The organism is Sphingomonas sp. R-74633 (assembly GCF_013416555.1).
Taxonomy (GTDB): Bacteria; Pseudomonadota; Alphaproteobacteria; order Sphingomonadales; family Sphingomonadaceae; genus Sphingomonas.
Genome location: NZ_JACCFG010000002.1, coordinates 67,296 through 90,239, shown reverse-complemented (window position 1 = coordinate 90,239; position 22,944 = coordinate 67,296). Strand labels below are relative to the sequence as shown.

Here is a 22,944-nt window from a genome sequence, read left to right as displayed (position 1 = left end):
CTCAATACCCCCGACGATAGCCGGCGATCTGCGCGGCATAGTGGACAATCTCGGCAACCACGATCGATCCCATGATCCCATAGGCCATGTCGATCTTGTCGAAGCCCAGATGGACGCTTCCCGCGACGCAGATCACCAGCGCGATCAGCACCGGATAGGCGAGCGCATAGGCACGCCGCGCGATGTCGCGGTCGCGCTCGTCGCTGCCGGCACCCGCATCGGCGGGGGCGAGCACCGCAGTGACAGTCGCGGCGACGATCATCAGGATCGTCTGGGCGATCACCGCGGCGATGAACCCGCCGAAATAGACTGCACCGTGCAGCTTGCCGCCGGTCACCAGCATGAAGCCGAAATAGCCGCCCCACACCAGAATCGTCGTGATCACCGAGATCCAGGCGATCTTTTCCTTGAATGGCATGCTTCACCTCAAGTTCGATATTTATGCCTTCATGTTAGAAATATCGAACATTGAGTCAAGCGATTCGAACAAAGGTGCGGCTCGACGCTGGCGGGCGGCACTTCGAGCCGCTAGAGAGCCGGCCATGTCGCACGTCACCATGGACACGGCCACGAGCCGCGCAAACCCGACCCCGGCGCCGATGAAGCGCCTGACCGTCCCGGCAATCCGCGATCGCAAGGGCAAGGACCCGATCGTGATGCTCACCGCATATACGACGCGGATGGCGCAGCTGCTCGATCCGCATTGCGACGTGCTGCTGGTCGGCGACAGTCTCGCCCAGGTGATCTACGGCCTGCCATCGACCCTGCCGGTGACGCTCGAGATGATGATCGCGCACGGTGCCGCGGTGGTGCGTGGTAGCTGGCATTCGCTGGTGATCGTCGACATGCCCTTCGGCAGCTATGAGGGCAGCCCCGAACAGGCCTTCGCCTCCGCGTCGCGCGTGCTGGCCGAGACGGGGGCGGCCGGCGTGAAGCTGGAAGGCGGCGAGACGCTGGCGCCGACGGTGGAATTCCTCACGAAGCGCGGCATTCCCGTGGTCGGCCATGTTGGCCTCACCCCCCAGGCGGTCAACGCGCTTGGCGGCTATGGCGCGCGCGGCCGCAGCAACGCCGAGCACGCCCAGATCCTCGACGATGCCCGCGCGATCGCCGCGGCCGGCGCATTCGGCATCGTGGTCGAAGGCGTGGTCGAGACGCTGGCGAAGGAGATCACCGCCGCGGTCTCCTGCCCGGTGATCGGCATCGGCGCCTCGGCCGATTGCGACGGCCAGGTACTGGTGATCGACGACATGCTCGGCATGTTCGAGCGCACCGCGCGCTTCGTGAAGAAATACGACGATCTGGCTGGCCGCATTTCCGCCGCGGTTGAAACCTATGCCGCCGATGTTCGGTCGCGGTCCTTTCCGGGACCCGATCAGGTCTATGCGCCGCGGGATTGACGGGCTACCGAGCGCTATCGATTCCCGCACGGCGCGGCTATAGGTCCGCGCCCGCAAGAGACGCATGAGGTAGATTTTGGCGCTTCCCCCCTCCGGCACGACAGACGAAGCCTTCCTGCGCGAAGTCGACGAGGAGTATCGCCGCGCGCAGATGCTCAGCATCTGGCAGCGCCATGGCAAGCTGATCGTCGGCGCGGTCGTCGTCGCCCTGCTGGCCTTTGCCGGCTATCTGTTCTGGCAGCACCAGACCGATTCCGCCGCGGGCAAGCGCGGCGAGCAATATGACGCGGCACTGCGCGAGATCGAGCAGAACCAGCTCGACAAGGCGGGTCCCGATCTCGCCAAGCTTTCGGCGAGCGGCAATAACGGCTTCGCCGCGATGTCGACGATCGTCGAGGGCAACCTCGCGCTGCAGAAGAAGGACGTGAAGGGCGCCGCGGCCAGGTTCGCATCGGTCGCCACCAACACGGCCTATCCGAAGACCTTCCGCGACTATGCGCTGATCCGCCAGACCGTGGCGGAATATGACACGCTGAAGCCGGAAGTGGTGATCTCGCGCCTCCAGGCGCTGGCCAAGCCGGAATCGGTCTGGTTCGGCAGCGCCGGCGAGATGGTCGCCGCGGCGCAGATCAAGCTCGGCAAGCGTACCGAGGCCGGCCAGCTGCTCGAGAAGATCGCAAAGGGCGGCGAGAATGTGCCGGAGACGACGCGGCAACGCGCGGTTCAGCTGGCGAGCGTATTGGGGATCGACGTCCTCGATCAGTCGAAGGAAAAGCAGGCTCAATGAACAATAAGCTGAGGGTGGCTGGGGCCCTTGCGGCACTCGCGCTGGTTAGCGGCTGCGGGGTCTTCAAGGGGCAGGGCAAGAAGACGCCCGTGCTCGGCGAACGCGTTCCCATCCTGATGTCCGAGAACGACATCACGAGCGACAAGACGCTGGCCAATGTCGATGTGATCGTGCCCGAAGCGGCCGTGAACGAGGAATGGAGCCAGCCGGGCGGCAGCGCCTCCAAGTCGATGGGCCATCTCGCGCTCTCGGCGACGCCGTCGCGCCTGTGGGAAAAGACCGTCGCCAAGACCTCCAAGAAGGAGCGGCTCGCCGCGACTCCGGTGATCGCGGGCGGCAAGCTGTTCGTGATGGATACCGACGGCGTGGTTCATGCGATGGCGGCCGACACCGGTGCCCCGCTCTGGACCGCCGCGACCGTCAAGGCCGATGGCAACAAGACGGCGCGCTTCGGCGGCGGCGTCAGCATCTCGGGCGATCATGCCTTCGCCACCAACGGCTTGGGCGACGTGGTTGCGCTCAACATCGCCGACGGCACCGAGCTGTGGCGCAAGCGCCCGGGCGGCCCGCTGCGCGGTGCGCCGTCGCTGGCCAATGGCAATCTCTATGTCGTTACCCAGGACAACCAGCTCTTCGCGATGAGCCAGGAGAATGGCGACGTCAGCTGGACGGCTTCGGCCAGCCTCGAGACACAGGGCGTGTTCGGCGTCGCGGCGCCTGCCTCCGCGCAGGGCACGCTGATCGCGGGCTTCTCGTCGGGCGAGCTCAACGCCTATCGCTATGAGAACGGCCAGTCGCTGTGGAGCGACGTGCTATCGCGCAGCAGCATGACCACCTCGGTCTCGTCGCTGTCCGACATCGATGCCGAGCCGGTGATCGATCAGGGCCGCGTCTATGCGGTGGGCCAGGGCGGCCGGATGGTCGCGATGGACATCGCCACGGGCAACCGCATGTGGGAGCAGAACATCGCCGGCATCTCCACCCCCTGGGTGGCCGGCGAGTGGATCTTCGTGGTGACCGACGATGCGCGCCTGATGTGCCTGTCGCGCACCAGCGGCAAGGTTCGCTGGATCGCGCAGCTCACGCATTACAAGAACCCGAAAAAGCCCAAGAATCCCTATGGCTGGGTCGGCCCCGTGCTGGCCGGCGGCAAGCTGATCCTGGGCAATACGCGCGGCGAACTGCTCTTCGTCTCGCCCGCCGATGGCAGCATCAGCTCCAAGATCGAGCTCAAGGATCCGATCTCGCTGCAGCCGGTAGTGGTCAACAACACGCTGTATATTCTGGACGACAAGGGGCGCCTGACCGCGTTCCGCTGATCGAAGTCCCGGCCATGGCAGGCGGGCGGGGTCGAAAGGCCCCGCCCGTTGCTTTTTGCGCTATATCCCGTTTGCGCTACATGCCGTCCTTGCTGGGCGCACCGCCTGAGAAGAGTTTCATCCTATGCCACTGCCCACCGTCGCGATCATCGGCCGACCCAATGTCGGCAAATCGACGCTGTTCAATCGGCTTGTCGGCAAGCGGCTTGCGCTGGTCGATGACCAGCCCGGGGTGACGCGCGACCGGCGCGAGGGCGAGGCGAACCTGCTCGGGCTCGAATTCCGCATCTTCGATACCGCTGGCTATGAGGACGAGGACGCCGCGACGCTGCCCGGCCGGATGCGCCAGCAGACCGAGGCCGCGGTGCAGGACGCCGATGTGGCGCTGTTCCTGGTGGATGCGCGCGCAGGCGTGACGCCGCTCGACGAAGAGATTGCGCGCTGGCTGCGCTCGACCGACCGGCCGATCATCCTCGTCGCCAACAAGGCCGAGGGCCGCGCCGGCGAGACCGGCGTGCTCGAGGCGCTGGCGCTGGGCTTCGGCGATCCCGTCCAGCTTTCCGCCGAGCATGGCGAGGGCATGGCCGACCTGTTCGAAATGCTGCTCCCGCATGTCGAGCGCGAAGACGTGGAAGTCGAGGAAGAGGATCCCGACAACCCCAATGCACCGCTGAAGCTGGCGATCGTCGGTCGCCCGAACGCGGGCAAGTCGACGCTGGTCAACCGTTTCCTCGGTGAAGAGCGGATGATCACAGGGCCCGAGGCCGGGATCACCCGCGATTCGATCTCGATCGATTGGGAGTGGGAGGATTTCGAGGGCAATATGCGCCCGGTTCGCCTGATCGACACCGCGGGAATGCGCAAGAAGGCGAAGGTCGAGGAGAAGCTTGAAAAGCTATCGGTCATGGACACGCTGCGCGCGATCGACTTCGCCGAAGTGGTGGTGCTGCTGCTCGATGCGACGCGCGGGCTCGAGGTCCAGGACCTCAAGATCGCCGATCGCGTGCTCCAGGAAGGCCGCGCACTGATCATCGCGCTCAACAAATGGGACGTGGCCGAGGATGCCTCGGGACTGTTCAACGGCGTGAAGAAGGCGCTCGACGAAGGCCTGGCGCAGGTGAAGGGCGTGCCGCTGCTCACTGTCTCCGCCGCTACCGGCAAGGGCCTCGATACGTTGCTCAAGGTCGCCTTCGAGACGCGCGAGGCCTGGTCGCGCCGCGTCTCGACCGGCCAGCTCAATCGCTGGTTCGAGCGCGCGATCGAAGCGAACCCGCCGCCCGCGCCCGGCGGCAAGCGGATCAAGCCGCGCTACGTCACCCAGAACAAGTCGCGCCCGCCCAGCTTCGTGCTGTTCGGCACCCGCGTCGATCTGCTGCCGATGAGCTACCAGCGCTATCTGATCAACGGCCTGCGCCGCGAGTTCGATTTCGGCGCCGTGCCGGTACGCCTCAGCCTGCGTGCGTCGAAGAACCCGTTCGATCACAGCAAGGACTGAGGCGCGAAAAGGATCGGGAATCAAATCGCTTCCGTAACGATCCTGTCGCAAATCAACCTCGTGTTTACACACCGGCTCTAAATTGCCCTCATCGCTCTGGGGGTGGAGTAGGGGAATGACACGATGACCGGCAACGATCAGCTGGTGAATTGGGACAGCTTCTCGCAGGCGCGGAGCGAACTCGGCGCCAATTTCGTGCGGATTCTGGGCTATTTTCGCGAGGACGGCGTCAAGTCGGTCGCGCGAATCGAGGAAGCGATGCGCGGGCAGAATGCTGCGGCTCTGGTGATCCCGGCGCATACGCTGAAGGGCGAAGCGCGCCAGTTCGGCGCCGATCCGCTGGCAGACCTGGCCGAGACGATCGAGATGAGCGCGCGCCTGTGCATCGAGCGTCAGGACACGCCGACCACCATTCTCGAGCATGTCGTGGCGCTGCGCCCGCTCTTCGAAGCGACGCTTGGACTGCTGGAGCGCGAATCGAACCCGCTGGTCGAACGCCGTCCGATGTTCGGCCGCCGATCGCTCGCGGGTTAAAAACGACTTTCCGTATAAAGCTGTCCCTGGCGAAGCCTCGCCGGGGGCCCGAACCCATATCCGTCATCCCGGCGAAAGCCGGGGTCCCGTGCGGTTCCGCCCCCGCACCTTCGTCGGGACGGCGACAGGGTTGCAATGTAGGATTTCGTCTGTTTGGCTCATGCAGCCGGGCCCCAGGGCACGGCCGCTCTTTGACGCCGTAGGAAATATAGGATCGCGCTCGCGCAAGATCGTTACGAGATGCGCCCCGTTTCCCCGAATCGGGTCAACCTAAGCCCCGCGAAAACCCACTTCAGGCGTGTCCTTCATGTACTTTGCCGAGTCGCCCCGGATTAGGCTGTAGGAAGCGCCTAGCTGGCCTCTGCAGGCTCGCTGTTGAGCTGGATATAGTTGGCGATGCCCATGCGGCTGATCATGTCGAACTGCTTCTCCAGCGTGTCGACATGCTCTTCCTCGCTTTCGAGGATATGGGCGAACAGGTCGCGCGAGACATAATCGCGCACGCTCTCGCAATGCTGGATCGCGTCGCGCAGCAGCGGGATCGCCTCCATCTCCACCGCCAGGTCGGCCTTGAGGATCTCCTCGACCGTCTCGCCGATGCGCAGGCGCCCGAGCAGCTGGAAATTGGGCAGGCCGTCGAGGAACAGGATGCGCTCGGCCAGCTTGTCGGCGTGCTTCATCTCGTCGATCGATTCGTGGCGCTCGAGCTCGGCGAGCTTGGTGACGCCCCAATTGTCGAGCAGCCGGTAGTGCAGCCAATATTGGTTGATCGCGGTCAGCTCGTTCTTGAGCGCCTCGTTGAGATAGTCGAGGACCTTCGGATCGCCCTTCATTGCCGCCACCTGTTCGTATTTGATTTCGGCAGCAGAATAGGCGCAGAAACCTGCGTTGGACAGTCGGAAAATGGCTGATTTCTGCGGGTTTTAGCTGTTGCGACTGTTACGCAGCAGCACGTTCCTCGGCGATGATCTCACGTGCGAATGGCACGCATTGTCCGCACTTCGCCTGGCAACCGAGCGCGCGATAGGCCTGGCAGGCGCTGGTCGCGCCGTCCCGTGCGGCTTCGCGCACATCCCGTTCCCGCAGAGCATTGCAAACGCAAACGACCATCAGACCCTCACGACTCTCGAATCGAGAGGTAGGGCTATTGACACTGATTCGCAAGACTATTGCGAGGCACTCGCATTACTACTTAGCGCGCTTCCGCGGATCGGCTGGAAGCTCCAGCGGGCGAGACTGCGCCAAAGCCACTCGAACGGGCCGAATCGGAAAGCGCTGAGCCAAAGCCTGGACCAGAGCAGCATCGCTGCCCAGATCGTGAAAACTACCGGGTAGAGCTGCCAGCGGCTCAACTGCCCATACCAGCCCAGCCCATAGCCGTAGAAGAGCGTGGTGCAGATCAGGCTGGTCGCCAGATAATTGGTAAAGGCCATGCGCCCGGCGGCGGCAAGCGCGTTGCCGAGGACGCCTCCCGGACGAGCGAGCAGCAGGATGAGGCATATCCACCCGGCGATCATCGGCGGGCGGATCAGCGCGGTCAGCGGCATCATTGCCGAGACCATGCGGATGTCGAAGCTCGACGCCCATTGTGCCCAGGCGAGCGTGGCATAAGCGGGCAGGGTGATCGTCCAGCAGACGAGCAGCCAGCGGCGATAGCGTGCCGGTGCCCAGTCGCCCCGCAGCATCCCGCTGCGCAGCGCAGCCATGCCGAACAGCATATAGCCCAGCGTCTCGGGGCCGAAGAAGACGAACAGCCCGAACAGCGTGCCGCTCTCCTGCCGCAGCCGGTCGGCGAGGATCGCCGCATAGCCGCCACGGTGCAGGGCGAGGTCCCTGGCGATGTCGGCCGGGGCAGGGACGCCAAAGGTCCGCGCATAGTCGTGGAGTTGCGCGGCGGCTGCCGGGTTGGCGTGCAGCTGGAGGATGGTGAGCGGGATGGTCGCAAACAGGACGGCGCCGAGCAGGGTCAGCATCGTGCCCATCACCAGCAGCCGCGGCACCGGCAGGTGTCGCATCGCATAGGCGATCATGCCGATCAGCGCATAATGGGCGAGGATGTCGCCGTGCCAGACGAGGAACAGGTGGGCGAGGCCGAATACGAGCAGCCAGGCCATGCGGCGGTAATGGACTTCGGCGGGGCTGCGGTCGGTCGCCTCGGCCCGCTCGATCACCAGCAGCATCGAGGCGCCGAACAGGAAGGAGAACAGCCCGCGCATCCGCCCGTCGAACAGGATGAAGTTCACTGCCCAGGTGACGAGATCGGCGCCGTGCCAGCCGCCATAGGCCCGTGGGTTCACATAAGCGGCCTCGGGCATGGCGAAGGCGAGGATGTTGAGCAGCAGGATGCCGAGCACCGCCACGCCGCGCACTAGGTCGAGAGAGGCGAGCCGCGCCGGGGCGGCGGGAGGCTCCATTCAGCGCCGCGCCGCGATCCGGGCGATGGGCAGGCCCACCAGCACGATATGGCAGAAGAGCGACGTCGCCACGCTCTGCGCGTCGAGATGGGGGAAGACCGCCGGCCAGCGCAGCGGCAGCACGACGAGGTTCATCACTGCCCAGGTCGCCAGCCCATAGCCGATGCCGGCGGCGAGCCAGCGGGTTTTGAGTACCGGCCACCGGTCGGCGGCGAGGACGAAGACCGCGGCCATCGCCGCCATGATGGCGAAGTGGACTGCCAGCCCCAACAGCGCTCCGCCTGCGCCCCAGTGCTTCGCGTCGGCGAAGGGGCCGCTTGCCACGCCGCGGAGCATCTTGTCGGGCGCTCCGCCGGCGAGCAGCGCCAACAGGGCGGCGGCGGTGATGTCGAGCGTGCCTGCGACCAGCGTCGCCAACAGGATCCGGCGTCCAGTATTCATGTCCCGCGCTCCCCGCTCTCCTGGCGGCAGGCTACAGCCAGGAGCTGATCTCCTCCAGCGGCTTCTTGCTGGCGATGTCGGTCGGGATGGTGGCGCCCTCTGCCGGGTGGCCGGCGACGATCAGCAGCACCGGGCGCTCATTATCGGGCCGGCGGCAGACCCGGTTGAGGAAGCGCATCGGGTGCGGGGTATGAACCAGCGTGGCGACCCCGGCGGCATGAAGCGTGGCGAGCAGCAGGCCGGTCGCGATGCCGACGCTTTCGGTGACGTTGTAGTTGCGCTGCTCGTCGCGCTCGTCGACGCCGGCATAGCGCTGGGCGAATACTGCGATCAGCCAGGGGGCGAGCTCGAGATAGGGCTTGTCGGCCGCGGTGCCGAGCGGTTTCACGGCGTCTAGCCATGCCGTGCCGCCAAGCCCGGCATAGAATTGGCGCTCTTCCTCCTCGACCGCGACGCGGATCGCCGCCTTGGCCTCGGCCGATTCGATGACACTGAAATGCCAGGGCTGGCGGTTGGCGCCGCTGGGGGCCGAGCCGGCGGCGAGCAACGCGGCCTCGATCACTTCGCGGGGCACCGGCGTGTCGCTGAACGCCCGGCAGCTCCGCCGGGTGGCCAATTCGCCAAGGAAAGCGCGGGCGCGCTCTATCCGGGCTTCGTCGGTCAGCGCGGGATAAGGCTGCCAGGGCTGCGACTCATGTTCGGCCATGGCAAAGCATGACATTGCGGGATCGCGCCCCGCACTCCGCATTTCCCCTGAGGTGCTCAGCGATTTTCCTTCCGGATCACCAGCTTGAGGCCCGACCATATTTCGTCGACCGCACAAACCTTGATATCGACCAGCCCTTTGGGCAGCGCGATTTCGCGAATAACGTCTTCGGTGACATCGGTTTCCATCCTGGCCGCTTTTTTTGGCCAGGAAACCCAGATGAAGCCGCTCCGGTCGATCAGTGCCAGCAGCGCATCGAGTTCGCGCTCAAGCTTCGCCCGCTCGGTGACGAAGATATGCGCGGCCTGGAGCCCGTTCGAAGCGGCGGCATATTCCTCGACCTGCAGCGCCACCGGATCGATCTCGGCGCGGACGCGGTCGGGCATGTTGTGGAACCATGCCCGGACGCCGGGTTTCAGGCCCAGCTTCTGTGCGAGCGGCGTGCCGGAATAGCCTTCGGTCATCCTGCGACCTCCATCCATTGCCGGCCCAACCTCATGCCAGGGCGGCGTCTGCTCCCATCAGCTGTGGGAAGAAACCTTCATGCGCCGCCTTGAGATCGGTCAAGGTCACGCAATAATCGCCCTCTTCGAGCTCGAAGATGATGCGGTCCTTGATCGTGCGGCCGATCGGATCGGCGACGAGGCCGGCCTTGTCGGCGGCGACGAGGAAGTCGGCGAGCGCCTCATCGCGCACGGTGACGACGTACAGGCCCTGATCCTCGCCGAAGAACGAGCCGGCGATGCCGAAGGGCTGGGGCTGGTCGACGATCGCGCCAATGCCCGAGGCCATCGCCATCTCGGCAAGTGCAATCGCCAGGCCGCCATCGGCGACGTCGTGGCAGGCAGTGATGCAGCCGGTGTTGATCGCCGAGCGGATGAAGGCGCCGGTGCGGCGCTCCATCATCAGGTCGACGACCGGGGGCGGACCCTCTTCGCGGCCATGCACCTCGCGCAGCCACAGCGACTGGCCGAGATGGCCCGAGCGCTCGCCGACCGCGAGGATGATGTCGCCGGTGCCCTTGAACGCGATGGTCGCGCTCTTGGTGTAATCCTTGAGCAGGCCGATCGCGCCGATCGCCGGGGTCGGCAGGATCGCCGAGCCGCCGCCGGTGGCCTTGGACTCGTTGTAGAGCGAGACGTTGCCCGAGACGATCGGGAAGTCGAGCGCACGGCAGGCCTCCGACATGCCTTCGAGGCAGCCGACGATCTGGCCCATGATCTCGGGGCGCTGCGGATTGGCGAAGTTGAGGCAGTTGGTCACCGCCAGCGGGGTCGCGCCGACCGCCGACAGGTTGCGCCATGCCTCCGCAATCGCCTGCTTGCCGCCCTCTACGGGATCGGCAAAGCAATAGCGCGGCGTGCAATCGGTGGTGATCGCCAGGCCCTTGTTGCTCTCATGGACGCGGACCACCGCGGCATCGCCGCCCGGACGCTGCACGGTGTCGGCGCCGACCATGTGGTCGTACTGCTCCCAGATCCAGCGACGCGAAGCGAGGTCCGGGGTGCCGACCAGCTTGAGCAGGTCCGCGGCCGGGTCACTGCTCTCGGGCACATTCTCGAGCTCTGCGGGCTTGGGCGTCGGCACATGCGGACGGTCGTAGAGCGGGGCTTCGTCCGCAAGCGGGGCGAGCGGGATGTCGGCGACGGTATCGCCCTTCCACTTGAGCACCATGCGGCCGGTATCGGTGACGTGACCGATGACGGCGAAATCGAGCTCCCACTTCGTGAAGATCGCCTTGGCGAAATCCTCGCGGCCGGGCTTGAGGACCATGAGCATGCGCTCCTGGCTCTCCGACAGCATCATCTCGTACGGCGTCATGCCGGTTTCGCGCTGCGGCACATCGTCCATGATCAGCTCGATGCCGACGCCGCCCTTGCTGGCCATCTCGACCGACGAGGAGGTGAGGCCGGCGGCGCCCATGTCCTGGATCGCGACGATGGCGTCCGAGGCCATCAGCTCGAGGCACGCCTCGATCAGCAGCTTCTCGGTGAAGGGATCGCCGACCTGGACGGTGGGGCGCTTCTCTTCCGAATCCTCGCCGAAGTCGGCCGAGGCCATGGTCGCGCCGTGGATGCCGTCGCGGCCGGTCTTCGAGCCGACATAGACGATCGGATTGCCGACGCCCGAAGCCGCCGAATAGAAGATCTTGTCGGTATCGGCGATGCCGACGGTCATCGCATTGACGAGGATGTTGCCGTCATACGCCTTGTGGAAATTGACCTCGCCGCCGACGGTGGGGACGCCCACGCAATTGCCATAGCCGCCAATGCCATGGACCACGCCGGCGATGAGGTGCTTCATCTTGGGGTGATCGGGCCGGCCGAAGCGCAGCGCGTTCATGTTGGCGATTGGACGTGCGCCCATCGTGAACACGTCGCGCAGGATGCCGCCCACGCCGGTCGCCGCGCCCTGATAGGGCTCGATGTACGACGGGTGGTTGTGGCTCTCCATCTTGAAGATCGCCGCCTGGCCATCGCCGATGTCGACCACGCCGGCATTCTCGCCGGGGCCGCAAATCACCTGGGGACCAGTGGTGGGGAGCTTCTTCAAGTGGATGCGGCTCGACTTGTAGCTGCAATGCTCGGACCACATCACCGAGAAGATGCCCAGTTCGGTGATATTGGGCTCGCGGCCCATCGCCTTCAGGACGCGCTCATATTCCTCGGGGGTGAAGCCGTGCTCGGCGACAGTCTCAGGCGTGATCTGGGTCATGGCAGGAGCCCATAGCGAGGGCTTCCGGCTGCGTCACCCCCGAGTGGGTGCGATACGAAAATGTTGATTCCGTTGACTCGCCTTTCGGGCGAGGCGCCGCCGAAGGTCACGAAAGTCACGACACGCGCGCGCGGGGCAGCCCCGGCGGCCCTGCGGGCGGCGTGACGCGGGAAGGGTGGTGGATCGGCATCGCCGGGGAGCGAAGCAGATGAAATCCTACATTAAAAGACCGATTCGTCGGAGTGCGTCCGGTCTGGACATTAACCATGGGAGGCGTAGCAAGGCGGGTAGAGTGGAAGTGGGGTTGGTAGCGTGGCGCGTCATTGGATCGATCGGGTCGCCGAACCCAGCGCCGGGCGGGTGCCGATGGGCTGGGCGCGCGAGCTGCACATCCTGCCCGGCGAGCCTGCCGTGCTCGCGCCGATGCCCGCCGCCTGGGAATGCGATCTTTCCGACGATTCGCTGCGCTGGACACCCGGGGTGTTCGAGATCTTCGGTCTGGCGCCCGACGCGCCGGTGCGCCGCGACGATATTGTCGCGATGTACAGCGTCGAATCGCAGGCCGAACTCGCGCGGCTTCGCTCCGAGGCGATCGCGACCAGCGGCAGCTTCACCTTCGATGCCGAGATCCGCCGCGCGGACGGCGAGATCCGCTGGATGCGGGTGACCGCCGATGTCGAGGTGCGCGATGGGCGGGCAGTGTATCTCTACGGACTGAAGCAGGATATCACGCATCTGAAACGGGGGTAGGCGATGGCGATCTTCGAGCGCTGGTTCCTGAGCCGCTTCGTACCCGAGGGCGACTCCTATCTTTATTGGGTCCGGGAAGGCGCAGTGCGTTTCGAGCGCACCGAAGTTGAGGCACTGTCCGCTGAGCGGCGGCGGATCGTGACCAATCCGCTGCTCTGGACCGGCTGGGTCGCGCTGGGCATTGCGCTGCCCCTCTGGCTGATCCGCCAGGGCAACGTTCTCGAAGCCCTGGGGATCGCGCTCGCCGTGGTGGCGAATGTCTCACTGGTCGCCACACTGACCTATGCCGACGATCTTCCCGGCAAGGCCGCGCAAACGCGCATGCTGGAGAAGTTCGAAGGGGTGGCCCGGCCTTCCTTCGTCTTCTTCTCGTTATGGCTGGTGATGGCGGCCTTCTTCTTGTGGCGCGGCTTCACGAGCCTTGGGCGCGATTCCGGCCCCTATTCCGGCTTGGAATACATGGCCTTTCTGGTCATCGGGGCGATCTATGTGGGATTGATCGTGGCGGGCATCTACCGGTTCTGGCGCGAATGGCGCTGCTGGCAGGCTCAGTTGAGCGGCAGGTAGATTTCCGTCACCGCTTCGTTCGCCGGCACGTCGGGGAAAAACTTCACGCGCTCAGCGAACATCGGGAAGTCGCGGAGTTCCTCGCCGCTGCGGGGCAGCCAGTCGGCGTAGAGGAAGTGCGCCGGCGCGCGCAGGTCGTCGCCCGGGCCGGTCAGCCGCACCACTGCGCAGCGGCCGGCAGGGATCAGGCCTTCGGTTACGCCGTCGTGGTTGGGCGCCACCCGGCCGGCGGCGCAGGCGATGTCGAGGCGGTGCTCTTCGCTCGGCACGCTGTCCGGATCATTGTGGAGGATGTTGAAGGTCGCGCTTCTCGCGGGCGGCAGGCCGTTGGCGCGGCGCCAGGCGATGAAGCGGCGGATCGTGTCGCCAATGGCCATCGGGTCGCCGCGATGCTCGATCAGCGCGACGGGCGTGGCGGGGAAATCGACGATGCGGACATCGGCGTCGGTGTAGGTCGGCGTCATGTGCTGGCTCCTTGCCTGTTCGAGCGGCGCGAGGGCCGCGGTCCAGGGAGCCCAATCCGGGCCGGCTCGGAATGCGCTCGGGCTCTGTCCGATCCGCTGCCGGAACGCGCGCGCAAAGGCCTCCGGCCCGCCGAACCCCGAATCGAGCGCGATGTCGAGCACCGGGTCGGTTCGATAGGCGAGGGCGAGCGAGGCCCGTTTGAGGCGGGCGAGCTGGACATAGCGGTGGACGCTGATCCCGAAGAGTTCGGCGAACTGGCGGTGGAAATGGAAGCGCGAAAAGGCCGCGACGGCCGCCAGCGTCTCGGTGCCGAGATCGCCGTCGAGCTGCGCGTCGATATGATCGAGCACGCGGCCCATGCGGGCGAGATAGAGCTGGCTTGCGTCTGGCTTCACGGTTCCTGGTCTCCCTGAGGGGAGCGGATGCCGCAAGTGGCGCGGGCCTGCCTGACCGATCTTGCGGAGTTACCTTGTTCCCCGGCGAGCAGGTAGAGGTTCAGGCCGCCGAGGCGACCAGCGTCGTGGACGTCACCACGCGGTCCTTGCCGGCGTGCTTCGCCGCGTAGAGCAGCTCGTCGGCGATGCGCAGCGCGTCGGCGGGGTCGCCGTGTACATTGGTGACGCCGGCGGAGAAGCTGACCCGGCCGATCGGCAGGTCGGTGGTCTGGTCGCGCAGCAGCCGGTCGCGCAGCTGGGCGCGGCAGGCGTCGAGCGTGTCAGCGGCATCCTCGGCGTCGGCGCCCTGGAACAGGCAGACGAACTCCTCGCCGCCATAGCGCGCGACCATCACGCGCCGGCCGAGAAACTCGCTCAGCGTGCGGCCGACGAAGCGCAGCACGCGGTCGCCGGTGTGGTGGCCGTGGCGATCATTGACCGCCTTGAAATTGTCGATGTCGCACAGCGCGAGCGCGAAGGGCGCGGCATCGGTGCGGGCAAGCATCGCTTCCATCCGGGCGAAGAAGCCGCGGCGATTGGGCAGGCCGGTGAGGTGGTCCTCCTCGGCCTCGCGCACGGCGCGCTCGAGATCGGCGCGCAGGCGGCGGGTGTCCTCGCGGGTGCTTTCCAGGCGGCCGCCGATCTTGCGGGTGGTCTCGGCGACTTCGAGCGTGACTTCGAGCAGGCGGCGATAGGTTTCGCCCGGCGCGCTCTCCATCTGGCCGGCGGCTTCGCCGAGCGCGGTGGAATAGGCGCTGGTCGAGGTCGCGGCCTCGCCCACGGCACCGAGGCATTCGGCGACCTTGGCTTCGAGCTCGCGGGTGAGCTTGTCGAGCTTGTCGGAGGCGTCTGCCGGCGCGCAGCGCTCGAGGATGCGCTCGACATCGCGGTCGGTAAGGCCGCCCTTGGTGTCGATCAGCTCCTGCGCGGCCTCGACCAGAGCGGCTTCGCGGCCGTCGAGGAAGCGGCCGGCAAAGTCGAAATTGGCCGTGCTGGGCTCGAGGCCATGCTCGAACAGCAAGGCGCCGATCTGCTCATAGCGCAGGCGATGGAGCGCGGCGCGATCGGGCATCGCGTCGGTGCGGCGGAACCACGAGGTCAGGCGATCGAGCTGCGAGTGGAGGGATATGGGCGCATTCATGCGGACATCTCGATAACCCGCAAACCAACGATCGTGACTCTAGCGCGCATTTCCCACCCTTTCGGCAAGATTGTTACGGCTGTGATCGTTAATTTTCGGGTTACCGCGGCCGGCAAAACCGCCAAATCGGGTAGCGCGCGGGCCCCTAGAGGATCTCGCGGACCTTTTCGGGCGGGCGGCCGAGGCGGACGCCCTTTTCGGTGACGACCAGCGCGCGTTCGATCAGGATCGGATCGGCGGCCATCGCGTCGAGGATCGCGTCGTCATCGGCGCCCTTCAAGGGCTTGGCGGCATCCTCGCCGATGCGCAGGCCTTCACGCGCGGTCATGCCGGCGCGCTGGAACAGGTCCTTCAGCGTCTCGCGGCTCGGCGGCGCCTTGAGATATTCGATCACCTCGACCTCCAGGCCGGGTGTTTCCTTGAGGATCGCCAGGGCCTCGCGCGACTTGGAGCAGCGCGGGTTATGATAGATGGTCGCCTTCAAGTCGCCTCCGAAACGGTTCCAACGCGGGTTTGGCCATTGACCGGCACCCCGCGCGCATTCAGCATCCCGGCTAAATAGACTTTGGGCCGCACACTTCAATCACGCTGCTTTGCGGCTGGGGGGAACAGGATGGCGACCCGATTCAAGAATCTGCTGCTTGCCGGGATGCTGCTCGCGCTCAGCGCCTGCGCGACGCAGGGCGCGGTGCTGACGACGGGCGTGGGCGCGATCCGTGCCAGCGCGACCGCCGCCGACGCGGAGACCGAGAAGGTATTCGGCGAGATCAACGCGGCACAACGCGACGATGTGATCACCTTGCTGCTCGCGCAGAAGGCGCGGCCGAGCGAGGAAGCCTTCGCCCCGGTGATCACGCCCGAGACCGCGGCGCGCTGGAACGCGATCTTCGACGGGGTCGATAAATATCTGGGCGGCATCCAGGACCTGGTCGACACCAAGCGTTCGGCCGCGATCACCGAGGATCTGCAGGGCGTCGGCGAGGCGCTGCAGAGCCCCAATTTCGGAGTGAAGATCCCGAACGAGGCGGTGGGGCTGTTCGCCAATCTCGGCGGGGCGCTGGTCCAGGCCGCGGCGGAGAAGAAGGCGCAGGACGTGATGCGCCGCACCGACCCCGAATTCCGCGCGCTGATGGGCGGGCTGGCCGAACTGGTCGGCGGGCCCGAGTCGCGGCCGGGTACGCTGCGCGCGATGGTGGACGAGCATTGGGCGGGGCTGCTGATCGGCGTCGAGCACAGCTTCGGCGCGGTGCTCACGGCGCCCGATGCCGCGCGCAGCCCGTTGCTGGTGAGCTATGGCAAGCTGCTCGACGAGCGCCAGGCCTATCGCGACCGCCTCGAACGGCTGCGCCGCGCGCTCGTCGCGATCGGCGAGGCGCATTCGGCGGCGGCCAAGGGCAGTCCGGGGGGCACCTATTACTGGATCGGCCAGATCAACGGCTATGTGAAGCAGGCGCGCGAAGACGCGAAGGCGGGGGACAAGTGATGGGGGATCTTGAGGCACTTGCCACGCAGCTGCGCAGCCTGCGCGAGACGCTGCGCACGCAGATGAACAACGCCACCGCGGCGGACAGCGACCGGCTCTATCTCCAGATACTGGAGATCAACCACCGGGTGCAGATGCTCAACTCGCTGCTGTTCAGCACCGGCACCGCGCAACTCGCGGCGCACCAGGATGCGCTCAAGGCGGCGACCGAGGAAGTCGGCGACGCGATCCGCGACATCGAAGGGCTCGCCAACGTGATCGGTGCGGTGAAGAACATCCTCGGCATCGTCGACGGCGTGATCGACCTGCTCGCCTGAAACGAAAAGGGCGAGGCCGCAGCCTCGCCCTTTCCTGGTTCCCGTGTCGCGGATCAGGCTTCGTCCTGCCGCGCCAGCCACTCCTCGAGCCACTTGATCGTATAGTCGCCCTTCTGGAAGTCGGGGTCGTCGAGCAGCGCCTGATGGAGCGGGATGGTGGTCTTCATCCCGTCGATCACGAACTCTTCCAGCGCGCGGCGCAGGCGGCGGAGCGCACCGGCCCGGGTGGTGCCGTAGACGATCAGCTTGGCGATCATCGAGTCGTAGTAGGGCGGCACCTTGTAGCCGGCATAGAGGCCCGAATCGACGCGGACGTTCATCCCGCCCGGCGCGTGATAGCCCTTCACCAGACCCGGCGAGGGGGCGAAAGTGCGCGGGTCCTCGGCGTTGATGCGGCACTCGATCGCATGGCCGCGGAACTGGACGTCTTCCTGACGCAGCGTGAGGCCATGGCCCTCCGCGACGCGGATCTGTTCACGGACGAGGTCGAGGCCGGTAATCGCCTCGGTCACCGGATGCTCCACCTGCAGGCGGGTATTCATCTCGATGAAGTAGAACTCGCCGTTTTCCCACAGGAACTCGATCGTGCCGGCGCCGCGATAGCCCATGTCGGCCATCGCCTTGGCGCAGACACCGCCGATGCGGGCGCGATCCTCGGCGGAGAGGACGGGCGAGGGAGCTTCCTCGAGCACCTTCTGGTGGCGGCGCTGGAGCGAGCAGTCACGCTCGCCGAGATGGATCGCGTTGCCTTCGCCGTCGCCGAACACCTGCACTTCGATGTGGCGCGGGTTGCCGAGATATTTTTCGAGATAGACGGTGGCGTCGCCGAACGCGGCCTTCGCCTCGCTGCCCGCCTGGAGCATCTGCGCTTCGAGATCGGCGGGGTTGGTGACGACCTTCATGCCGCGGCCACCGCCGCCGGAAGCCGCCTTGATGATCACCGGATAGCCCGCGGCCTCGGCGATCAGCTTGGCTTCCTCGACATCGCTGATCGCGCCGTCGGAACCGGGGACGAGCGGCAGGCCGAGCGCGCCGGCGGTGCGCTTCGCCTCGATCTTGTCGCCCATCGTGCGGATATGCTCGGGCTTGGGCCCGACGAAGATGATGCCGTGCGCCTCGACGATCTCGGCGAACTTGGCGTTCTCCGAGAGGAAGCCATAGCCCGGGTGGATCGCATCGGCGCCCGAGATCTCGGCGGCGGCGATGATCCGGTCGATCTTCAGATAGCTCTCGGACGCGGCCGGCGGTCCGATGCAGATCGCCTCGTCGGCGAGACGCACATGCATCGCGTCCGAATCGGCGGTGGAGTGTACCGCGACGGTCTTGATGCCCATCTCGTGGCAGGCACGATGGATGCGCAGCGCGATCTCGCCGCGATTGGCGATCAGGAGCTTCTTGATCTCGGGCACTTGGATTTACTCGACGACCACGAGGGGCTGGTCGAACTCGACCGGCTGGCCGTTGTCGACCAGGATCGCCTTGACCGTGCCGGCCGAGGTGGCGTGGATCGGGTTCATCACCTTCATCGCCTCGATGATCACCAGCGTGTCGCCGGCCTTCACCTGCTGGCCGACGGCGATGAAATTCGCCGCTTCGGGATTGGGCGCGAGGTAGACGGTGCCGACCATCGGCGACTTGACCGAATTCAGCGCGGCAACGGGCGCAGCCTCGGCGGCCGGAGCGGCAGCGGGCGCGGCAACCGGCGCGGCCGCGTACGGCGCAGCCATCGGGGCCTGCATCATCGCGGGCGCGGCCTGCACGGTGCGCGCGACGCGGACCTTGCGATCGGCATCCTCGACTTCGATTTCGGTCAAATTGGTTTCGTCGAGCACCGCGGCGAGCTGGCGCACCAGCTCGATATCAACCTGCATGGCGCCCGTCTTGTCGTTCTTATCTGCCATTTGATCTCGTCTTCCGATGAAACCGCGCCCTTTGTCAGAGGAGCGCGGCGGCTTCAAGCGCAAGCATGTAGGATAGCGCCCCGAAACCGGCGATGGTTCCCTTGGCGGCCATGCCGACATAGCTGTGGTGGCGATACTCCTCCCGGGCAAGCGGGTTGGAGATATGGACTTCGATGACCGGCGTCTTGATCGCGCGGATCGCGTCGTAGAGCGCCAGGCTGGTATGGGTGAAAGCGCCGGCATTGAGCAGCACGGCCTTGGCGCCGCGTGCCTGCGCCTCGTGCATCCAGTCGATCAGATGGCCTTCATGGTTGGACTGGCGCAGGTCGATCTCGAGCCCGAGCTCCTTGGCACGGTCTTCCATGCGGCCGGCGATGTCGTCGAGCGTGTCCGAACCGTAGATCTCCGGCTCGCGCAGCCCCAGCAGATTCAGGTTGGGACCGTTGAGGACGTAGATCGTATCGGCCAAGGCCTAGCCTTTCGGTTGCGGGCGCGGGAGCGGCTTCCCTATATGAGCCCGCGCTCCCGATCAAATATCCAAGGACAGTTCATGCACAGCGACGGCACCGTCTCCATCACCGTAAACGGCGAGCACAAGCGCGTGACGGCCGGCCTGACCATCACGCAGCTGGCCGAAGAACTGGGCCTGGTGCCCGCCAAGCTGGCGGTGGAGCGCAATTTCGAAGTGGTTCCGCGCTCGACGCTGGACCAGGTGATCGTCGAGGATGGCGACGAGCTGGAGATCGTTCACTTCGTCGGCGGTGGCGACCACGGTAAGCCCGTCGACGAAGATAGCTGGACCGTTGCCGGCAAGACCTTCCGCTCGCGGCTGATCGTCGGCACCGGCAAGTATAAGGATTTCGAGCAGAATGCCGCAGCAGTCGCGGCGAGCGGTGCCGAGATCGTCACGGTGGCGGTGCGCCGCGTGAACGTCAGCGACCCCAAGGCGCCGATGCTCACCGACTATATCGACCCCAAGAAGATAACCTATCTGCCCAACACCGCGGGCTGCTTCGATGCCGAGTCGGCGATCCGCACGCTGCGGCTGGCGCGCGAGGCGGGCGGCTGGGAGCTGGTGAAACTGGAAGTGCTCGGCGAGGCGCGGACGCTTTACCCGGACATGGTCGAGACGCTGCGCGCGACGGAAATCCTCGCCAAGGAAGGTTTCAAGCCGATGGTCTATTGCGTCGACGATCCCATCGCCGCCAAGCGGCTGGAGGATGTCGGCGCGGTGGCGATCATGCCGCTGGGGGCGCCGATCGGTTCGGGGCTGGGCATCCAGAACCAGGTGACGATCCGGCTGATCGTCGAGGGCGCCAAGGTGCCCGTGCTGGTCGATGCCGGCGTCGGCTCGGCGAGCGATGCGGCAGTGGGCATGGAGCTCGGCTGCGACGGCATCCTGATGAACACCGCGATCGCCGAGGCCAAGGATCCCATCCTGATGGCGGCGGCGATGAAGGCGGCGGTAGAGGCCGGGCGGCTTTCCTATCGCGCCGGGCGGATGGCCAAGCGGCGCTATGCCGATCCGTCGAGCCCGCTGGCGGGCCTGATCTGATGCGGAGCGCGGCTGCCGCGCTCGTGCTGCTTGCGCTCTCCTCGTGCCATCCCAAGCCGCCGAACGTCCCCAAGGAAACCCGGGCGATGTCGGCAGAGCCGGTTGCGCTTACCGCGGCCGACGGAGTGAAGGTGGCCGGCGTCTACACGAGCGTGGAGAAGCCCAAGGCGCTGATCCTGCTCTTCCACCAGGCCGAATCGGGCAAGGACGAGTACGCGACGATCGCGCCCCGGCTGGCGACCTGGGGCTATAGCTCGCTGCGGATCGACCAGCGGGCGGGCGGGGACCTGTTCGGCGGCAACGAGACGGCGCGCGGTCTGGGCGTGGCGAAGGGGCATGTCGCGACTGCGGCGGAATATTTGGCGGCCAAGCCCGATCTCGAAGCGGCGCTGGCCTGGGCCGAGGCGAAGAAGCTGCCGGTGATCCTGTGGGGCAGCAGCTATTCGGCCTCCCTGGTGTTCCTGCTCGCGGCCGAGCATCCGGGCGCGGTGCGGGCGGTGATGGCGTTCTCGCCGGGCGAATATTTCGACGACAAGACCCTGGTGGCGCGTTCGGCGGCCAAGGTGCGGGCGCCGGTGTTCGTGACTTCGGCGCAGGACGGGCATGAGATCGACGCGGCGCGCGACATCCTCGCCGCGGTGCCGGGGGCGAAGGAACAGTTCGTGCCCAAGCAGGGCGGGGTGCATGGCTCCTCGACGCTGCTGCGCGCGAAGAACAAGGATGGCGCCGAGCCGGCCTGGGCGGCGGTGATCGCGTTCTTGCAGAAGGTGGCGCCTTAGACGGCGCTCTCACGAACTTACCCTGGATCCCCGCCTTCGCGGGGATGACGATGGCTAATGCGGCTTGCGGACCAGCCACACCGAACGCCCGCCTGCCGCCGGGTCCTCCGGCTTGTACGCGACCTCAAACAGCCCGGTCCGCGCGAACACCGCGCGATATTCCGCCGGGTCGGCGCTGGCGTGGTAGAGTTCCTCGCCGAACTGTTCGCCCATCGCGGTGCCGCGCTCCCCGCCCGTGTTGAACAGCATTGCGCCGCCGGGGGAGAGCCACTTCGCCAGCCGCTCGATCAGCGCGAGCTGGTCATCGGCGGGCAGATGGAAGCCGCTGTCCCAGAGGAGAATGCCGCCGTACATGCCGTCGAGCGCGACGCGGCGCATGTCGCCGACGATCCAGCGCTCGCGCGGGAAGCGGGTGCGGCATAGCGCGATCATCTTCTCCGACGCGTCGACGCCGGTGATCGGATGGCGGTGATCGTGGAGATAGCGCGCGATCGGCTCGCCCGCGCCGCAACCCAGGTCGAGGATCGGCGCGCCCTTCGCGACCCCGAGCAGAAAGCGGTCCAGCCAGCCGCGCTCGACGAACGCCTTGCGCCGCGCGTCATCAAAGGCGTGCGCATGGCGCTCATAATGTTCGGCAATCCGATCCGGCATGACGGAACCCATTTCCAGCGCGGACCGTTGTTTCAGTCGAACGGATCACAAGCGCGGCCAAGCGCCAATCCGCGGCTAGGAGTTTGAAATCATGGGTGAACTTACCGACAAGATCAAGGGCAATGTCAACGAGATGGTTGGCAAGGCGAAGCAGGCGATGGCGGGCGATCCCGCCGATCCGCAGCGTACGCATGCCGACGACAAGCTCGATGCCGAAGGCAAGGCCCAGGAGATGAAGGGCAAGGGTGAGCAGTTCATCGGCAAGGTGAAGGGCGCGCTCGGCGACGACATCTAGGCGCTACGTGCCGGCAAGGCATGGGGCCGTCTCGGGAGACCGGGGCGGCCCTTCGTTTGTGCGCGGTTTCGGCTTAGGATGCGGCCATGGTTTCGAAGACCAGCCTCACGGAAAGCGTGCGCGGGCAGCGGGTGGACGAAGTGCGTGCGGGGCTGGCGGAGAGGCCCGAACTGCTCGGGCATCGCGACGAGCGCGGGCGCGGCTGGCTGCATCTCGCCTGTTCGGTGCCGGGCACGCCGGTCGCGATGGCGGATTTGCTGCTCGGACTGGGGCTCGGGCTGGACGATGCGGCGTTCACCGAAGGCACGTGGCGGGCGACGCCCTTGTGGTTCGCAGTGGCGCGGGGGCAGAATTTCGCACTGGCCGAGCATCTGCTGACGCTTGGCTGTAACCCGAACTACTCCCTGTTCGCCGCGGCCTGGAACGAGGATCGCGCGACGATCCGGCTGCTGCTCGAGCATGGCGCGGATATCGAGGAAGGCGCGGACCGGGGCGACACGCCGCTGCTCGGCGCGGTGGGGTGGAGCAAGTTCGGCCCGGCGGAGGAATTGCTGCTCGGTGGGGCGAACCCGAATGCGCAGGACAAGAAGGGCCGCACCGCACTGCACCTGATGCTCGCGAAGGGCAGCGCGGCGGAGCATTTCGCGATGTTCGTGCGCGCCGGGGCGCGGGGGGATGTGCCCGATGCCGAGGGGCGGACGGTGGTCGAGATGCTGTGGCGCAAGCGCGATGCGGTGTGGAAGGGGATTGCGGAGGGGTTGGCTTCCTAGTTCCCCTCCCCGGAGGGAGGGGAGT

28 protein-coding genes are annotated in these 22,944 nt (G+C 66.4%); 13 read left to right on the top strand and 15 right to left on the bottom strand.

Annotation, left to right across the window (positions count from 1 at the left end; genetic code table 11):
• Position 1 precedes the first annotated feature (1 nt).
• A complete protein-coding gene (locus tag HZY97_RS06490) occupies positions 2-418 on the bottom strand; it encodes a hypothetical protein (protein WP_180141861.1) in 417 nt (138 codons plus the stop codon).
• A 124-nt stretch (positions 419-542) separates the two neighbouring features.
• On the opposite strand from HZY97_RS06490, the gene panB reads away from it, so the two are divergent.
• From panB to HZY97_RS06465, 5 genes are all read left to right on the top strand, one after another.
• A complete protein-coding gene (panB, locus tag HZY97_RS06485) occupies positions 543-1,400 on the top strand; it encodes a 3-methyl-2-oxobutanoate hydroxymethyltransferase (protein ID WP_180141859.1) in 858 nt (285 codons plus the stop codon).
• A 76-nt stretch (positions 1,401-1,476) separates the two neighbouring features.
• The gene (locus tag HZY97_RS06480) at positions 1,477-2,187 is read left to right on the top strand and encodes a tetratricopeptide repeat protein (protein ID WP_180141857.1); all 711 of its coding nucleotides are present in this window, start codon (positions 1,477-1,479) and stop codon (positions 2,185-2,187) included.
• The gene (locus tag HZY97_RS06475; RefSeq protein ID WP_180141855.1) at positions 2,184-3,506 is read left to right on the top strand and encodes a PQQ-like beta-propeller repeat protein; all 1,323 of its coding nucleotides are present in this window, start codon (positions 2,184-2,186) and stop codon (positions 3,504-3,506) included. Before HZY97_RS06480 ends, HZY97_RS06475 begins: the two co-directional genes overlap by 4 nt.
• A 124-nt stretch (positions 3,507-3,630) precedes the next feature.
• Complete coding sequence (gene der / locus HZY97_RS06470) at positions 3,631-5,001, top strand: ribosome biogenesis GTPase Der (protein WP_180141853.1); 1,371 nt, start codon at positions 3,631-3,633, stop codon at positions 4,999-5,001.
• A gap of 123 nt (positions 5,002-5,124) precedes the next feature.
• Complete coding sequence (locus tag HZY97_RS06465; protein ID WP_180141851.1) at positions 5,125-5,535, top strand: Hpt domain-containing protein; 411 nt, start codon at positions 5,125-5,127, stop codon at positions 5,533-5,535.
• Positions 5,536-5,885: 350 nt separating this feature from the next.
• On the opposite strand, the gene bfr is transcribed toward HZY97_RS06465, so the two are convergent.
• The 7 genes from bfr to purL all read right to left on the bottom strand — a co-directional run bounded on the left by bfr (position 5,886) and on the right by purL (position 11,811).
• Complete coding sequence (gene bfr / locus HZY97_RS06460; protein ID WP_180141849.1) at positions 5,886-6,368, bottom strand: bacterioferritin; 483 nt, start codon at positions 6,366-6,368, stop codon at positions 5,886-5,888.
• 106 nt (positions 6,369-6,474) lie between these two features.
• Positions 6,475-6,645: a bacterioferritin-associated ferredoxin gene (locus HZY97_RS06455; RefSeq protein ID WP_180141847.1), complete on the bottom strand. Its 171-nt coding sequence runs from the start codon at positions 6,643-6,645 to the stop codon at positions 6,475-6,477.
• Positions 6,646-6,701: 56 nt separating this feature from the next.
• Positions 6,702-7,949, bottom strand: a complete 1,248-nt coding sequence (locus HZY97_RS06450; RefSeq protein ID WP_180141845.1) for a DUF418 domain-containing protein — start codon at positions 7,947-7,949, stop codon at positions 6,702-6,704.
• Entirely contained in the window at positions 7,950-8,390 is a 441-nt protein-coding gene (locus tag HZY97_RS06445) for a hypothetical protein (RefSeq protein ID WP_180141843.1), read from the bottom strand.
• 31 nt (positions 8,391-8,421) lie between these two features.
• Positions 8,422-9,096, bottom strand: a complete 675-nt coding sequence (locus tag HZY97_RS06440; protein ID WP_180141841.1) for a nitroreductase family protein — start codon at positions 9,094-9,096, stop codon at positions 8,422-8,424.
• 56 nt (positions 9,097-9,152) lie between these two features.
• Entirely contained in the window at positions 9,153-9,560 is a 408-nt protein-coding gene (locus HZY97_RS06435) for a DUF3052 family protein (protein WP_180141839.1), read from the bottom strand.
• A 31-nt stretch (positions 9,561-9,591) separates the two neighbouring features.
• Entirely contained in the window at positions 9,592-11,811 is a 2,220-nt protein-coding gene (gene purL / locus HZY97_RS06430) for a phosphoribosylformylglycinamidine synthase subunit PurL (RefSeq protein WP_180141837.1), read from the bottom strand.
• Between the two features lie 312 nt (positions 11,812-12,123).
• Here purL and HZY97_RS06425 point away from each other — a divergent pair, with 312 nt between their 5' ends.
• Together HZY97_RS06425 and HZY97_RS06420 are read left to right on the top strand one after the other, a co-directional pair.
• Positions 12,124-12,561: a PAS domain-containing protein gene (locus HZY97_RS06425; RefSeq protein ID WP_373684310.1), complete on the top strand. Its 438-nt coding sequence runs from the start codon at positions 12,124-12,126 to the stop codon at positions 12,559-12,561.
• Positions 12,562-12,564: 3 nt separating this feature from the next.
• Entirely contained in the window at positions 12,565-13,128 is a 564-nt protein-coding gene (locus HZY97_RS06420; RefSeq protein ID WP_180141835.1) for a hypothetical protein, read from the top strand.
• Here the strand turns inward: HZY97_RS06420 and HZY97_RS06415 are convergent.
• The 3 genes from HZY97_RS06415 to arsC form a co-directional block, all read right to left on the bottom strand.
• A complete protein-coding gene (locus HZY97_RS06415; RefSeq protein WP_373684309.1) occupies positions 13,110-13,988 on the bottom strand; it encodes a GyrI-like domain-containing protein in 879 nt (292 codons plus the stop codon). The genes HZY97_RS06420 and HZY97_RS06415 overlap by 19 nt on opposite strands.
• 100 nt (positions 13,989-14,088) lie before the next feature.
• Entirely contained in the window at positions 14,089-15,168 is a 1,080-nt protein-coding gene (locus tag HZY97_RS06410; RefSeq protein ID WP_180141833.1) for a diguanylate cyclase, read from the bottom strand.
• 145 nt (positions 15,169-15,313) lie between these two features.
• A complete protein-coding gene (arsC, locus tag HZY97_RS06405; protein ID WP_180141831.1) occupies positions 15,314-15,652 on the bottom strand; it encodes an arsenate reductase (glutaredoxin) in 339 nt (112 codons plus the stop codon).
• Between the two features lie 129 nt (positions 15,653-15,781).
• On the opposite strand from arsC, the gene HZY97_RS06400 reads away from it, so the two are divergent.
• Together HZY97_RS06400 and HZY97_RS06395 are read left to right on the top strand one after the other, a co-directional pair.
• Positions 15,782-16,651 (top strand): hypothetical protein, encoded by an 870-nt coding sequence (locus HZY97_RS06400; protein ID WP_180141830.1) that lies wholly within the window; start codon positions 15,782-15,784, stop codon positions 16,649-16,651.
• Entirely contained in the window at positions 16,648-16,968 is a 321-nt protein-coding gene (locus tag HZY97_RS06395) for a hypothetical protein (RefSeq protein WP_180141828.1), read from the top strand. The genes HZY97_RS06400 and HZY97_RS06395 overlap by 4 nt, the downstream gene beginning before the upstream one ends.
• 53 nt (positions 16,969-17,021) lie before the next feature.
• Here HZY97_RS06395 and accC read toward each other — a convergent pair whose 3' ends face one another.
• Genes accC through aroQ form a run of 3 tightly spaced genes read right to left on the bottom strand, consistent with a single transcriptional unit; the run spans position 17,022 to position 19,338 of the window.
• Positions 17,022-18,377, bottom strand: coding sequence for an acetyl-CoA carboxylase biotin carboxylase subunit (gene accC, locus HZY97_RS06390; protein WP_180141826.1), 1,356 nt, complete (start codon positions 18,375-18,377; stop codon positions 17,022-17,024).
• Positions 18,378-18,383: 6 nt separating this feature from the next.
• On the bottom strand, positions 18,384-18,869 hold the full coding sequence (gene accB / locus HZY97_RS06385; RefSeq protein WP_180141824.1) for an acetyl-CoA carboxylase biotin carboxyl carrier protein: 486 nt from the start codon (positions 18,867-18,869) through the stop codon (positions 18,384-18,386).
• A 34-nt stretch (positions 18,870-18,903) separates the two neighbouring features.
• On the bottom strand, positions 18,904-19,338 hold the full coding sequence (gene aroQ, locus HZY97_RS06380) for a type II 3-dehydroquinate dehydratase (RefSeq protein WP_180141822.1): 435 nt from the start codon (positions 19,336-19,338) through the stop codon (positions 18,904-18,906).
• An 81-nt stretch (positions 19,339-19,419) separates the two neighbouring features.
• Here aroQ and thiS point away from each other — a divergent pair, with 81 nt between their 5' ends.
• Entirely contained in the window at positions 19,420-20,424 is a 1,005-nt protein-coding gene (gene thiS, locus HZY97_RS06375; RefSeq protein WP_180141820.1) for a sulfur carrier protein ThiS, read from the top strand.
• A complete protein-coding gene (locus tag HZY97_RS06370; protein ID WP_180141818.1) occupies positions 20,424-21,203 on the top strand; it encodes an alpha/beta hydrolase in 780 nt (259 codons plus the stop codon). Before thiS ends, HZY97_RS06370 begins: the two co-directional genes overlap by 1 nt.
• Before the next feature lie 54 nt (positions 21,204-21,257).
• On the opposite strand, the gene HZY97_RS06365 is transcribed toward HZY97_RS06370, so the two are convergent.
• Positions 21,258-21,866, bottom strand: a complete 609-nt coding sequence (locus HZY97_RS06365; protein ID WP_180141816.1) for a trans-aconitate 2-methyltransferase — start codon at positions 21,864-21,866, stop codon at positions 21,258-21,260.
• A gap of 79 nt (positions 21,867-21,945) precedes the next feature.
• Between HZY97_RS06365 and HZY97_RS06360 the strand changes: the two genes are divergently transcribed.
• Both HZY97_RS06360 and HZY97_RS06355 read left to right on the top strand, forming a co-directional pair.
• Entirely contained in the window at positions 21,946-22,149 is a 204-nt protein-coding gene (locus HZY97_RS06360) for a CsbD family protein (RefSeq protein WP_180141814.1), read from the top strand.
• A gap of 86 nt (positions 22,150-22,235) precedes the next feature.
• Complete coding sequence (locus HZY97_RS06355; protein ID WP_218942954.1) at positions 22,236-22,919, top strand: ankyrin repeat domain-containing protein; 684 nt, start codon at positions 22,236-22,238, stop codon at positions 22,917-22,919.
• The last annotated feature ends 25 nt before the right edge of the window (positions 22,920-22,944 follow it).